Here is a 14024-nt window from a genome sequence, read left to right as displayed (position 1 = left end):
GGAGCGAGGTTTTCAGGCGATCGCGGCGAGGGCCTCGGAGGCTGGCGAGACGAGCAGGTGCGGGCGGCGCCGGTGGCTGTTCGTTCGGGCATGCCCGATCGGACCTGTCGGACGAGGCATGTTTTATAAAACATGCCCGGGCGGGCATGTCCTTCAGGTCGAGCTGGTGGCGAGGACGCGGCTGAGGGACAGCTCGAGGTGGGTGTCGAACCAGGCCTCGAGCTGCTCGCGCTGGGCGGGCGACAGGCCGGGGGCGAGGGCGCGGAGCTCGTGCGAGAGGTGCTGCAGGAGGTGCAGGCGGGCCGACTCGAGCCAGCGGACGGCGGTCGCCCGGTGGACGCCGTACATCGCCGCGATCGCGGCCCCGCTGACGCTGCGCACGTAGTGGAGGCGGAGCAGGCAGCGCTCGCGGCCGCTGAGGCGGGCGGCCGCGCGCTCGAAGGCCTGCTTGCTCAGGGCCTGGCGCTCGTCGTCGGCGAGGGCGAGCTCCGGGTCGCGCGGCTCGATGGCCTCGATGGTGAGCTCGGCCTGGGTCGCGGCCGAGCGCAGGCGCACCGCCTCGCGCACGAGGACGACGCGGACGAGGCCGCCGAGGCGGCCCTGGCCGGCGTAGTGCAGGACCACGGCGATGCCGTCGCGCTGCTGCACGAACAGACGGATCCGCACGCGCTGGCGGACCTCGAGCAGCTCGTCGGGGCCGAGGCGGTAGGTCGCCAGCGCGGGCTCGGCCGAGGCGAGGTAGCGCCGCTCGAACAGCCGCATCGCCGCGGCGTTGCCCGCGACGCAGGCCAGGGCGAGGTAGACCTCGGCGGGATCGACGAGGGCGGCCGCACAGGCCCGGGCGTGGAGCTCGATCGCCTGCTCGAGCCGCGGCGTCAGCTCGACGCCGGGCCAGTCGCGCCGGCCGGCGGCGACGATCGCGGGGACCACTGCCTCAGGGGTCGACGGCATGGACCTCCTCGATCTGCGCGCACTGCTCGCGGAAGTCCTGGGCGCGCGGATGATCGACGCCGAGCTCGGCGCCCATGCCGGCGATCGCGGCCTCGCAGGCGCGACGCGACTCGTCGAAGCGGCCGAGGCGGCGCAGGGCATGGGCCTCGCTGATCGAGATGATGGCGTCGAACATGCCGCCGGGGCTGGTCTCGCGGGCGCGGCGGTAGGAGGCCAGGGCGCCCTCGAGCTCGCCGACGGCCGACTGGACCTCGCCGAGGTTGGCCCAGCCGTTGGGCAAGGTGATGCCGAGCTCGCCGGCGGCGGCGAGCGCCTCCTCGAGGTGACGGCGGGCGACTTCGACGTCGCCGTTCAGGCGCTCGGCCTCGGCGAGGGCGACGAGCAGGTCGATGACGCCGGCGTGGCCAGAGCCGAGGCGGTCGCGCTGGATCTGCAGCGCCTGCTCGTAATAAGGCAAGGCGCCCTGGTAGTCGTCGCGGGTGACGAGCAGGTCGCCGTAGGAGGTCTGTAGCAGGGCGTCGAGCTTGGGCCGGACTGCTGCCGCCTGAGCGCCCTCGTCGGTGGCCCGCAGGGCGAAGGCCTCGTCGATGTGGTGCCGGGCCTCGTCGAGCTCGAGGTCGAGGCGGGCGAGGTGGACGCGCACGAGGCTCAGCTCGATGCGCTCGCCGGTGGTGCGGTGGAGCGGCGCGACGGCCTCGGCCCACGCGCGCGCCTCGTCGAAGCGGCTGTCCTGGATGAGGGTCATGAGCAGGCCGCGCGCGGCGAAGGTGGCGGCGGGCTCGTGACCTTCGCGGAGGGCCAGGGCATAGGCGGCGCCGAACTGCTTCATGGCGGCGTCGTAGGCGAAGGCCTGCAGTTCGACGTAGGCCAGGCGCCCGAGCACCTCGGCCTGCAGCGGGCCGTAGCCGGCCGCCTCGCTGGCCTGCAGCAGCGCTGCGAGCTCGTCGCGGGCGGCGGGATCGTCGGCCTCCTGCTTGAGCCGGGCCACCGCGAGCTCGAGGCGGATCGCCTGCACGCGCTCGCCGAGGGCCGGATCGTCGGGCTGGGGGGCGTTGCGCAGGGCCAGCCGCGGCGACTCGCAGTCGGTCGCGGACTCGAGGTCGCCCACCACTGCGAGCAGCGCGGGCAAGGCGGCGGGGGTCGCGGCGAGGATCCGCGCGGTGAGGGCGTCGAACGCGGCGTGTCGGCTCTGCAGGCAGGTCCACTGGCCGCGCTGCTCGCGGGTGGCTCGCTCGAGGGTCCGCGGGAGCTCGGGGCAGACCGCGTCGTAGGCCCGCGCGAGCGCGTCGGCGTGGAAGTCGAGGCCGGCGAGGGCCCGCTGCTTGGAGCTGCGCAGGTGGGCGCCGGTCTCGCCGTCGATCGCGGGCTCCGGGTCGAGGAGTCGGGCGGCGACGTCGGCGCGGCGCTGCGGGCCCCAGCTGTCCGCGAGCGGGGCGACGCAGGCGGCCGGCGGACGGGTGAGGAGCCAGGCGGAGGCGCCCGCGCCGGCGAAGGCGACCGCGGCCACGGCGGCGGCGATCCGCCGGCGGCGCAGGGCCTGGCAGGCGCGCAGCTCGCCGATCAAGGCGCGCATCGTCGGGTGCCGCGCGGCGGGCTCGTAGGCCAGGCCGCGCGCGAGCACCCGGGCCAGCCGCGCGGGTCCGGGCAGGCGCGACAGGTCGGGGCCTCGCGCCTGCGCGCGGGTCCACATCTCGGCGGAGGTGCGGGCGAACGGCCGCTGACCGGTGAGCGCCTCGACCAGGGCGACGCAGAACGCGAACTGATCGGTGCGCGCGGTGGCCCGGCCGGCGGCGAACTGCTCCGGGGCCATGTACGCCGGCGTGCCGAGGCGGGCCGCGGTGGCGCTGAGGGTGTGGGCCAGCAGCGAGCCGTCGCGCGTCGCCGGCGGCGGCTCGTCGGAGGCGTCGAGCGAGGCGGCCAGGCCGAAGTCGGTGACGACGACGCGGCCGCGGGCGTCGACGAGGACGTTGGACGGCTTGAAGTCGCGGTGCACGAGCCCGGCCTCGTGCGCGGCGGCCAGGCCCTGGGCGGCCTGGACGAACAGGTCGACGACCTCGCGCCAGCCTCGCGGGCGGCGGCGCAGGTGCTCGTCGAGCGGCTCGCCGTCGATGAGCTCCATGGCGATGTAGACGTCGGGGCCCGCCTCGCCGGCGTCGTAGACCGAGACGACGTTGGGGTGATCGATGCGGGCCAGGCTCTGGGCTTCGCGCAGGAGGCGGAGCCGCCGCTGCTCGGTCGGCTGCAGGTCGGCGCGCAGGACCTTGACCGCGACGGTGCGGTCGAGGACGGGGTCGTGCGCCTCGTAGACGACGCCCATGGCCCCGCTGCCGCGCACGCGCTCGATGCTGTAGCGGCCGGCGGCCCCGCTCGGGCCCGCGACCGGAGCGGCGGCCGACAGCGCGGCCAGGACCTCGAAGCAGGCGACGCAGGCGTCGACGTGGCGCTCGAGCTCGGCGCGCGCGGCCGCTTCCAGCCCGCCCGCCGCGAAGTCGAGCAGCGCAGACTCGTCGGGGCACGGCGAGGGCGTCTGGTTCATGGACCCGCCGGGCCATCTTGCATCACCGGGCCCGGGGGTTCATCGGGCGCGCACCGGAGTCTGCGCACGAGGTCGATCTCCTCGCCCGACGAGGCCGAAGAACGCTGTCCTGGGGCGGTCTCGCGGCCTCGGGCCTGCAGGCGTCGGCGCGGGGATGCTGCGCCGCGTCGGCTCTCCGGCGGAGCAAAGCGGCTCGGGCTCGCACGGTGAGGCGGCGATCGAGACCATGACCGATGGGTCATGTCGAATGGAGCATGGCTCATGCGCCAGGCGATAAGGGACATGTCCGGAAGGACATGTCCTCGCGGACTTACTCGCGCAGCTCCTCGAGCAGACCGCGGACGCGCTCCTGGTCGCGCAGGCGGCCGGGGACCAGCTCGAGGTAGCGCTCGTAGTGGCGGCGGGCGGCGGGGAGGTCGCCGAGCTCGCGCTCGATGTCGCCGAGCAGGCGGTGGAGCTCGCCGACGTCGGGGGCGAGGGCGAGGGCGACGCTGGCGGAGGCGAGGGCCTGCTCGGCGAGGCCGCGGGCGAGCAGGCCGCGGGCGTGCTCGAGGGCCTCGAGGGCCTCCTTGTAGTCGCTGTACTCCTCGCCGTGGAGCAGGCGGTCGGCGGGGAAGTCGTCGAGCGGGGCCGGGCGCTCCTGGCGGCGGCCGAGGGCGTGGCGGAGGTCGATCGCGCGGAAGCGGCCGAGCGCCGACGGGCCCTCGCCGACCCACATGACCATGGCGGTGGCGTCGACGACGACTGCGTGGGTGAGGTGGAGGTTGTCGATCGCGTTGCGGTTGCCGAGCCCGAGCTCCTCGCCGCCGAGGCCCTTGCGGTCGCGCAGGATGGCGACGGCGCGCGCGGGGTCGACGGGCGCCTCGGCCAGCAGCTCGCCCAGGCGGTCGTAGCGGTAGCCGCTCGAGGTGAAGCGGCGGATCCGGTCGTTCTGGGCGTCGCGCTCGAACGACTCGCGCAGCATGTGATTGGTGGCCCACACCAGCGCCTGGTCGTCGCCGCGGGGCTTGCGGTCGTCGCGGTCGCGCGCCAGCTCGACGACGGCGGCGCGGCGCTGGCGACCGTCGCCGACCAGCACCGCGCCCGAGGTGCGGGCCGGCGCGGCCTGCAAGATCTCGAGCGCCTGTTCGAGGGTGTCGGCGTCCTCGAGGATCTGCCGCAGGATCAGCGGCAGCGGGACGCCCTCCTCGAGCGCGTCGTCGGTGCGCGTGGGATCGAGGGCGACGAAGATCCCGCGGGCGTTGATGCCGGTGACGACGCCCATCAGGCCGGCCCAGCCGACCGAGGCGAACGGATACTTGCCGTCGGGGTGGACGATGGCGACCAGGCGGTCGGGCTCGACGTCGAGGCCGAGGTCGGCGAAGAAGCTGCGGCCGATGACCAGGTTGCCGCGCTCGCCGCCGCCCTTGGGCCGCGCGGCGGCGGCGAACATGGTGCCCTCGAGCAGGACGTCGTCGAGGCGGCGGGTCAGCTCGACGAAGCTCTGGTCGAGGAACAGGCGGTGGTAGCTCGACAGGCGCTCGCCGCCGGCCTCGGGCATGGCGGCGGCCAGGGCGGCCAGCTCGCGGCGGGCGCCGGGGGCGAGGCTGTGGTCGGACTCGCGGAAGTCCCAGCGCATGACCATGTCGGCGGTCCAGCGCTCGAGGCCCTCGGGGTAGCGGTTGCGCAGCAGGCGCGCGACGTCGCGGTCGAGCTCGCCCCACAGTCGCGCGGCGAGGCGGCCGTGGGCGTCGCCGATCTCCTCGGGCGGGCCCTCGAGGTGGAGGAACCACAGGCGGCTCTCGCGGGTGAGCGAGGAGCGGCCGTAGGTGACGCGCCGGCCGGCGCGGTCGACGGTCAGCTCGGCGGTCGGGACGCGGACCTCCTCGGGGGACAGGTCCGTGTACGAGAGATAGCCGGAGTAGAGCGCGAAGGTGAGGATCGTGAGGGTGACGACGAGGGCGATGACTGCCCGCAGCAGCGCGAGCACGCTGCGGCCCTCGGGCGGCCCTCCGGATGCGAGTCTCACCATGGCGCGGGCGCGAGCCTACCAGGCCCGGAGCGCGATGGCGGCTTATACTCGCGCCGCCATGACGCGAAGGTGTGCGAGCTTGCTCGGTTTGTGGATCTTGTGCTCGGGCGGCTGTGAGCCGGAGAAGCCGCCCGCGCCGGCGAAGCAGCCGGCGGCGGCTCCGGCGACCGCCGAGGCCGGCGAGGCGGGCGCGGCGGTGCTGCCGGCCGACGCGAAGGACGCGATTTTGACGTACGCGGGCGACCGCGGGCAGTTCAAGGACACCAGCAAGCCGACCGAGGTGCCCGAGGAGGCGCGCGGGCTGGTGCGGGTGACGCTGCTGCAGGGGCCGCAGCCGCCCGACGGCGCGGTGTGGGCGGCGAACTTGAAGACGCCCGAGGCCGACGGGTCGTGGAAGCTGACGACCGTACCGCGCGCGCAGTTCGAGGAGCTGGCGCTGGGGCTCGGCCGCAGCAGCGCGGTCGAGCTGCCGCCGGGGCTCGAGGCGCCGGTGGTCGCTCCGCGCGAGGCGGACGTGATCGTCTACAAGACCGAGTGGTGCGGGGTCTGCAAGCAGGTGCAGTCGTACCTCGACAAGAAGGGCGTCAAGTACGTCGCCAAGGACATCGAGAAGGACTCGGCCGCCGCCGGCGAGCTGCGGGCCAAGGCCAAGGCCAAGGGCGTGCAGACCGGCAGCGTGCCGATCATCGATGTCCGCGGGGAGCTGATGGTCGGGTTCAATCGCGCCCGCCTCGAGCAGCTGCTCTGAAGCGCAGCGAACTTCGTGGGCGCGGGGCGGACCGTCTGCGAGCGGGGGGCGTGCGCGAGATGCTCGGGCGCGAGTCCGGAGCCCGCGGTGCCCGGGCCGCCGTAGCGTGGCGCACAGGCGCGAAACGGCCGGTTGCGTGCTCGCGCGGCCGGCGCTAGCGTCGTCTCATGACGGGTGTCTCCACGGACTGGACGCGCCGCGCGGCGCTGTCGCTCGGCGCATTGGTTCTTGGCCTGTCCTCGGGGACAGCCGCGGCGCACCCGCTGGCGGAGGCGCCGCCGGAGCCGGAGCAGGAGCGCGAGGACGACCACTGGCGACCGGCCGAGCTCGAGTCGTGGGCGATCGAGCCGCCGCCGCCGCTGGCCGCCGATTCGGAGTACCCGCTGGCGGCGGCGTTCGACCCGGCCTGCTCGTGCAACTACTCGGTGAACGGCATCACCTCGTACCAGCACGTCGTCGTCCACACGATGCAGGGCAGCTACTCCGGCACCAAGTCGTGGTTCAAGAACCCGGACGCGCAGGTGTCGTGCCACTACATCATGCGCTCGGTCGACGGCGAGGTCACGCAGATGGTCCTCGACAAGGACAAGGCGTGGCACGTCGGCTCGTCGAACGGGACGTCTCTCGGCATCGAACACGAGGGCTACGTCGACGACCCGGCCAAGTGGTACACCTGGGAGACATATGTCTCTTCGGCCAGGTTGACGCGCTGGCTGACGACCCGCCACGACATCCCGGTCGACCGCGACCACATCGTCGGCCACGTCGAGCTGCCCAACCAGAGCCACACCGACCCGGGCCCCGGCTGGAACTGGGACATGTACATGGGGCTGGTCCAGGACGTGGTACCGCAGGGCCAGATCCACGCGGCGGTGGTCGACCGCAGCAAGCTGTGCACCATCACCGCGACGGCGAACACGTACCTGCAGCGCACCGCCGAGTCGACCGACCTGCTGACCGCGCCCGAGCTGTGTCCGATCGCCGCGGGGACGAAGGTGACGTACCTGCACGCGTCGGCGCCGATCGGGGCGCGCCGGCGGCTGCTGATGGAGGCCGGGCAGGGGCCGTGCGCGGGCGTCAACGGGCTCGACGCGGAGGCGTTCATCGATCCGAATCACTTCACGGCCCTGTGCGCGCCGGCGGCGATGGCGGCGGTCGGGGCGACGGTCAGCCTCGACGGCGGGCCCGGGCTGGCGGTCGACGCCAACGGGTTCGTCACCCTGCCGCCCGTCGGCGCCGGGTCGCACGCGCTCGACGTGGCCGGGCCGGGGCTGTACGAGCCGGCGGCGGAGCTCGTCGACCTGGCGGTGTATCCCGGCGTGCGGGTGGCGATCGCCGTCGATCCGGTGGCGGTCGATCCGCCCGATCCGCCCGATCCGACCGGCGGCGGTGAGACCGGCGGCGGCGGCGAGACGGGCGGGGCCGGGGAGACCGGCGCGGGCGAGGCCGGTGGCGAGGTCGGCGGCGAGGTCGGCGGCGAGGTCGGGGAGACCGGGTTGCCCGACCCGACCGAGGCGCCGACGTCCGGAGGGGGCAGCGGCGAGCCGACCACCGACGGCGAGGGCCCGGGCGAGGCCGAAGCCGGCGGGGACGAGGGCCCGCCGGTCCTGAGCGGCGCGGCGCTGCCCGATGGGTACGGGCAATTCGACGAGGACGGCTGCGCCTGCCGCTCGAGCTCGGGCGGCCGCGAGGGCTGGCTGGCGGCCGCGCTGGTGCTGCTCGGGCTCGGGCGCCGGCGTCGACGCTGAGAGGCGGGCCGAGACGGTTCGCCGTTGGCGGCCGACGCGAGGCCGGCGGGGTGGTGGCTTGATGGGCGGCCCGACGGGCTCGCGGGTCGGCGACCGGTGCAAGGCCGGGTGATGCCCGGCGAGCGTGGTCGTCAGGACATGGTGCGGGGGACAGGTCCTTCAAGACCTGGCGGCCGGGACATGACCGGAGGGGCATGTCCCGGGGAACAGGTCACTGGACCTCCGCGATCATCGGCGCGAACTGGTCGGCGGGGGTGAACTTGTGGAGGTGGTGGGCGGGCTCGGGCATGCCGGCGCCGCCGCGCAGCTCGTCGAAGTGCTCGGTGAAGCGGACCCGGGACGGGAACACCAGCACGCTCGGCAGGGTCTCGCTGGCGAAGGCGCGCTTGATGGTCTGCTTCTCCGGCGTCTCCTGGGTGACGTCGATCTTGATCAGCTCGAAGCGGGACTCGAGGACGGGCTCGATCTCCTCGTGGTGGAAGGTGAGCTTCTCCATCTCGAGGCAGGGGGCGCACCAGGTGGCGCCGAAGTCGATGACGACCGGGAGGTTGCGGTCCTGGGCGCGCGTGAGCGCCTCCTCCAGCTCGGCGATCGTGTGGACCTCTTTCCACGAGCCGGACGGGACGTAGACCGTGTTGTTGATCAGGACCTGGATCCCGAGGACGGTGCAGGTGACGGCCACGGCCTTGCGGGCCTTCTCGAGCGGCTCGCCGTAGAAGCTGAGGTGGATGGCGCCGGCGAACAGGCCGAGCAGCGCCAGGGCCAGGCCGACCCACACGCCCCAGGCCGGGTCGGCGAGGAAGCGGCGCAGCTCGGGGCTGAGCGGCGCGAGGAACCACAGCGACATGACCAGCAGGGCCACGCCGAACACGCTCTTGACGTACTCCATCCACCGGCCGGGGCGGAACAGGCTGGCGCCGAGGGCCACCGCGAAGAACAGGGTGCCCATGCCGAGCGCGTACGTGAACAGCAAGGACGCGCCGTAGGCCAGGCTGTCGCCCTCCGCCGCGCCCTTGGCGATGACCGCGAGCAAGGACAGCAGGACCGGGCCGGTGCACGGGGCGGAGATGAAGCCGCTGACCAGGCCCATGAGGAAGGCGCCGACCGGGCCGGTGCCGCCGACGGCGTTGAGGCGCGTCTGCACCGAGGCCGGCAGCTGCAGCTCGAAGGCGCCGAACATGCTGGCCGCGAGCGCCAGCAGCACGGCGACGATCGGCAGCACGACCACCGGCTCGCCGAGCCAGGCGCCGAACTGGCCGCCGCTCAGCGCCACGACGATGCCGAGCGTGGTGTAGAGCGTGGCCATGCCGAGCACGTAGGCGGTGGCGAGGAACAGCGCCCGACCGCGAGACACGCCCTTGGCCCCGAACACCGCGACGGTGATCGGGATCAGCGGATAGACGCAGGGCGTGAGGTCGACGAGGACGCCCTGGCCGAATGCCCAGGCGTAGGTGCTGAGGGTGGCAGCGTCGAACGCGTCGGTCGGAGACATGATGGCGACCTGAACCATACGACGCCGGGCCGCGGGACGCCGCGTGACGCGCTCGGGCGCGCGCCGCGGCCTGCGTGCGGTCACGCGCCAACCGGAGTTGGCAGTGCGCTCCGAGCCTCACCTAGCGGCCGCGCACGGGGCAGGGAAGCTCGCGGCCGGCGATCGCCTCGGCGTTGTTCAGCTCGTCGACGGTGGCCGGCGACAGCGCCGCGCAGCAGTCGTAGGCGCTGTGGTCGCGGATCAGGCTGACGAGCAGGTCCTCCGGCAGGCCGAAGCAGCAGGCGGGCACGACCGCCCGCGGATCGTCGCGGGGGACGCAGGCGGGCATGGCGAGGCAGCTGCCGTCGTCCGGGTCGGTGCAGGCGACGCGCACGCTCGGGGTCGGGTCGGTGTAATCGAGCACGACGTCGGTCCCGCGCAGCAGCGCGGTGCCGACCAGGCCGTCGAGCTGGAGCGCCTCGGGGCTGGTGTCGCGGCGGATGTTGCTGGCCAGCGGGTGGTCCGCGGGGATGACGAGGGTGGGGATCCACTGGTTGGGGTCGACGCGATCGTCGCTGGCGACGAAGGCCTGGCCGACCACGGCGGCGGTCATGAAGCCGGCGGAGCCAGGGGTCAGGCGATCGGTGTCCGAGCGGCAGTTGTCGGCGGCGCTGCGCGGGACCTTGTTGCGGGCGGCGAGGTTGCACTGCGAGCGGAGGGCGCGGAGGCGCACCTCGAGGCGCTGACAGGCCGTCTGGCCGGTGGTCTGCGTCAGGCCGGGGACCAGGGCCAGGCTGCGGACGCGCAGCTCGATCAGCGGGCGCTCGGCGGTGCCGGCGGGCGGCCAACCTGCGGCGCGCAGCAGACCGGCCTGTCCGATCAGACAGGCCGGGGTGTCGCGCTGGACGCCGCTCGAGAGGCCGCCGTCGCCGAAGCACGGCGGGAGCTCGAGGCTGCCGAACATGCGCAGCGCGCTGTCCTCGAACAGCACCAGGCCGGGCAGGCCGGTGGCGATCAGGACCGAGGCGTCGTGGCCGTGATCGATGTCGCCGGCCGTGGGGGCGACGTCCTGCAGACGGCAGCCGGGATCGAGGTCGGCCCGCGCGATGCCGGTGGGCGAGCGGAAGCTGCCGGGCTTACCTGGCCCCGAGGCCAGCTCGCAGCTGTTGTTGCCGGGTTTGTAGACCACGGCCGCCGGCGGCGGGCCGAGGCAGGCGTCGAGCACCATGCGCGTCGACTGCAGGGCGCTCTCGGGGTGCTCGCGGTCGAACACGCCGAAGCTGGCGAGGTCGCAGTCGTCGCCGTCGGGCTGCTGGCACACGTCGTCGATCAGCTTGCCGAGCAGGAGGCCGGGGAACTGCAGCGGCAGCGCGGCGCTACCCTGATCGGCGAGGGCGCTCTCGACGCCCGGGAACTCGCGGTAGAAGGTGATCTGCGGGCCGTCGTTGCCGCGGGTGTCGGTGAAGCGGACGGCCATCTGACGCAGGACGTTGCCGCCGAGCACGCCGCCGACGAACGGCGCGGCGGTCTGATCGCCGACCTGCCAGCCCCACGAGACGTCGGCGGTGGCGCGCGGCAGACGGATGTACGGGGTCGAGTCGAAGCGGAAGCGGGCGATCGCCTGCGCGGCCGCACCCTCGATCGGCGGCTCGGCGAGGGTGTCCTTCGCGGTCCGGACCTCGAAGCAGCTGCGCACGGCGACGGGCTCGCCCTCGCCGACGAGGGTGGTGATGGCGCTGCCGCTGTCGACCAAGAGCGGCAGACAGGCGTCGGGCGGACAGCTCTCGGGCGCGGTGGTGCAGACCGAGCTGCAGCCGCCGGCCGCGGCCTCGCCGGGGCAAGCATCGGGGCGATAGACCAGGCGCGGCAGCGGGGACGCGTCGCCGGTGGCGAGAGGGAGCGAGCGACCGAACTCGCCGACGATGAGGATCTGGTCCTGCGGACAGGCGGTCAGCGCCGCGACGAGGAGAGGCGCCGCCGGGATCCAACCGGGGCGCCTCGATCCGGACGTGAGGACGGCGCGGGGCACGACCTGCAGGCTAACACAGGCGGACCGGGGCGCTCGCGCAGGGCGGCAGGAACCCGGCCCGCGGGCGCGGTGCGCCGCTTCAGTCCTTCTTGGCCAGCTCGACCAGCTTGTTCTCGAGCCGCACGATCAGCTCGTCGATGCCCTTGTCGCGGATGATCTTGTTGAACTCGAACTTGTAGTTCTTGGCCAGGCTGACGCCGTCGGTGACGATGTCTTCGACCTTCCAGGTGTCGCCCACGGCGTGCATGACGTAGACGACCTCGACGACCTCGGGCTTGCCGTCGCGGGTGAGGGCGACGTTGGTGATGACGCGGATGTCACCGCCGACCTTGGCGTCCTCGCCGACGATCGTCAGCTCGTACTTCTTGTCGGTGCGGATCCGCTTGAGGTAGTTCTCGCGGATCAGCTTGGTCAGCAGCGCCTCGAACTCGGCGCAGCGCGGGGCGCACTTGTTGGCGTAGCGCGCCGCGCCGCCGAGCGAGGTCTCGGCGAGGGCCTTGTAGTCGAGCAGCTGGTCGACTTCCTTCGCCAGCGCTTCGGGGTCGGCCCGCTTCTTCACCAGCTCGAGGACCTTGCTGTGCCGCTCCTTGAACACGGCGGAGGGCGTGGCCGTGGGGGTCGCCGCGTCGGCGGCGGGCGCGTGCCCGAAGAAGACGAAGGTGGAGAGCACGAACCCGGCGATGAGACTGCGAGCGGAAGTGGGCATTTTCGGCCTCGAAGGTGGGCGCTCGGACGGCGACCCTGGGTGCGACATTCAGCCTGTCACGGGCGAGTTTCAAGGGCTTGAGGTGACGGAAATGTTGTTCGGGGGCGCCGAGGCCGCCGATGGGCTGGGGGACGTCCCCAGGGAGGAGCCGACCGCGCGCGAGAGGGCCGCGAGGGCGACGTTGTGCGCGTGAATGGCCTCGAATTGCTTGAAACGCCACTCGGCCCAGCGGGTCAGGGCCTTCTCGAGCTCGGCGAAGTTGCCGCCGCCGACGGTCTGCTTGACCTGCTGGTCGACGACCAACTGCTTGGCCTTCTTGGTCGCCTGCTCGGTCAGCTTGACCGAGCGATCGGCGTGCTGCACGTCGCGGTAGGCCTTCTCGACCTCGAGCCCGAGCAGGTAGCGCGCGGCCTCCCGCTGGTGCTCTGCCTCACGCCGCTCGGCGCGCGCCTTCTTGAGGCCGAAGTAGCTGTTGTGGAAGTCGAGGTTCCAGTTCATAGCGAAGGCGAAGATGACGCGGTTGTAGTTGAACCGGTCGAAGTAGTAGAGCGCCTTCATGTTGCGGTCGGCCTGGTTCATGTACGAGATCTGCACCGACACCGCGACGCCGAAGTCCGGCAAGAACTGCGAGCGCGCGAACTTTTCGCCGGCCTTGCGCAGCTCGACCAGGCCGGCCGCCATCTTTGCCTCGGGCCGCTGCTGCGCGCCGAGCTCGCGGTAGTGCGGCAGCTCGCGCAGGCCGCCCTCGACGCTGTCGCTGACGAGCGAGCGCTCGGCGATGTCGAACCCGACCGGCGCGGCCTCGCCGGCGATCGTCCACAAGGTGGCGAGCGCGACCGCCTCGATCTTGCGGGCCTCGAGCGCGCGCTCCATGAGGGTGAGCTCGCCGAGCTCGACGCGCGGCAGGTCGGCGGGATCGCGGTCGGGGTTGGTCTCGTCGGGATCGGCGTCCTCGGTCTCGCCGAGGTCGACCATGATCTGCCCCTTGGCCTCCTGCACGACGCTCCACGCCTCGCCGAGGATGGCGAGGCTCTCGCGCGCGAGCAGCAGCGCGGTGTGGGCCTGGTACACGCGCAGGACGGTCTCCTGCCGGGCCCTCTCCTTGGCGAGCCGGGCCAGGGCGACGCCCGCGGCGGCCATCTCCTTGCCGTGCTTGATCTTGCCGGAGGTGAACACCGGGATGATGAAGTCGGCGCCGAAGCGGACAGCGATGCCCGCTTCCTTGAGCTGGCGGAAGTAGCCGCTGATGGTGTCGACGTCGACGTCGGCCCCGGGCCCGTCCTGGCTGGCCGGCCGGCAGTACTGGAAGTCGATCGCGTCGCCGCCGCCCGCGGTCTGCAGCTGGACGTCCTCGCAGCGCGTGTAGACGCCGGGCGCGAGCGCGGTGGAGGTCTTGATGACCGGCACCCACGAGAACCTGGCCCGCAGGAGCGTCGCCTCCATCTGCTCGATCTGCGCGTCGGCGGCCTTCACCAGCGGGTTCTGCAGGCCGTACTGGACGATCTGCTCGCGCGTCAGCTCGGGCAGGCCGGGCGGGCGCGGGCCGTAGGCGTCGGTGCGCGCGGCGATCGGGAGGTTGAACGGCTGATCGGGCGAGGGCCGCGGCTGGCTCTTCGGACCTGTCTGTTTGGACGTGGTCGAAGGGACAGGCGCGGGCGGGGTGGCGGCGGGCGCGGGCGCGGGCGTCACAAGTGCCGGCGCGGCGGCGACGGGCGAGCCGACTGCCAGCGCGACGATGAGGACGCTCCCGAGCGTGCGAATAAATCCTGCTGCCCTGGGCCGCGGCACGGGGACTCTTTTAAAGGGGGGCCGGCGCGGCGATCA

The 14024-nt window shown here is 73.3% G+C and carries 9 protein-coding genes; 2 read left to right on the top strand and 7 right to left on the bottom strand.

The window, feature by feature from the left end; genetic code table 11:
- Positions 1 to 153: 153 nt before the first annotated feature.
- The 3 genes from O0S08_RS23820 to O0S08_RS23810 form a co-directional block, all read right to left on the bottom strand.
- The gene (locus O0S08_RS23820; RefSeq protein WP_269041528.1) at positions 154 to 951 is read right to left on the bottom strand and encodes a hypothetical protein; all 798 of its coding nucleotides are present in this window, start codon (positions 949 to 951) and stop codon (positions 154 to 156) included.
- Positions 935 to 3487: a serine/threonine-protein kinase gene (locus tag O0S08_RS23815; protein ID WP_269041527.1), complete on the bottom strand. Its 2553-nt coding sequence runs from the start codon at positions 3485 to 3487 to the stop codon at positions 935 to 937. The genes O0S08_RS23820 and O0S08_RS23815 overlap by 17 nt, the downstream gene beginning before the upstream one ends.
- 310 nt (positions 3488 to 3797) lie before the next feature.
- The gene (locus O0S08_RS23810) at positions 3798 to 5498 is read right to left on the bottom strand and encodes a C45 family autoproteolytic acyltransferase/hydrolase (RefSeq protein WP_269041526.1); all 1701 of its coding nucleotides are present in this window, start codon (positions 5496 to 5498) and stop codon (positions 3798 to 3800) included.
- Between the two features lie 58 nt (positions 5499 to 5556).
- Between O0S08_RS23810 and O0S08_RS23805 the strand changes: the two genes are divergently transcribed.
- Both O0S08_RS23805 and O0S08_RS23800 read left to right on the top strand, forming a co-directional pair.
- The gene (locus O0S08_RS23805) at positions 5557 to 6246 is read left to right on the top strand and encodes a glutaredoxin family protein (protein WP_269041525.1); all 690 of its coding nucleotides are present in this window, start codon (positions 5557 to 5559) and stop codon (positions 6244 to 6246) included.
- 167 nt (positions 6247 to 6413) lie between these two features.
- Positions 6414 to 7994: an N-acetylmuramoyl-L-alanine amidase gene (locus tag O0S08_RS23800; protein ID WP_269041524.1), complete on the top strand. Its 1581-nt coding sequence runs from the start codon at positions 6414 to 6416 to the stop codon at positions 7992 to 7994.
- 211 nt (positions 7995 to 8205) lie between these two features.
- On the opposite strand, the gene O0S08_RS23795 is transcribed toward O0S08_RS23800, so the two are convergent.
- The 4 genes from O0S08_RS23795 to O0S08_RS23780 all read right to left on the bottom strand — a co-directional run bounded on the left by O0S08_RS23795 (position 8206) and on the right by O0S08_RS23780 (position 13988).
- A complete protein-coding gene (locus tag O0S08_RS23795) occupies positions 8206 to 9486 on the bottom strand; it encodes a protein-disulfide reductase DsbD family protein (protein WP_269041523.1) in 1281 nt (426 codons plus the stop codon).
- A 121-nt stretch (positions 9487 to 9607) separates the two neighbouring features.
- Positions 9608 to 11494: a hypothetical protein gene (locus O0S08_RS23790; RefSeq protein WP_269041522.1), complete on the bottom strand. Its 1887-nt coding sequence runs from the start codon at positions 11492 to 11494 to the stop codon at positions 9608 to 9610.
- A gap of 79 nt (positions 11495 to 11573) precedes the next feature.
- Entirely contained in the window at positions 11574 to 12200 is a 627-nt protein-coding gene (locus O0S08_RS23785) for an MlaC/ttg2D family ABC transporter substrate-binding protein (RefSeq protein WP_269041521.1), read from the bottom strand.
- Between the two features lie 69 nt (positions 12201 to 12269).
- Positions 12270 to 13988 (bottom strand): TolC family protein, encoded by a 1719-nt coding sequence (locus O0S08_RS23780; RefSeq protein WP_269041520.1) that lies wholly within the window; start codon positions 13986 to 13988, stop codon positions 12270 to 12272.
- Positions 13989 to 14024 lie beyond the last annotated feature (36 nt).

It is taken from the genome of Nannocystis punicea, from assembly GCF_026965555.1.
Lineage (GTDB): Bacteria > Myxococcota_A > Polyangia > Nannocystales > Nannocystaceae > Nannocystis > Nannocystis punicea.
This window is presented reverse-complemented; position numbering and strand designations above follow the sequence as displayed.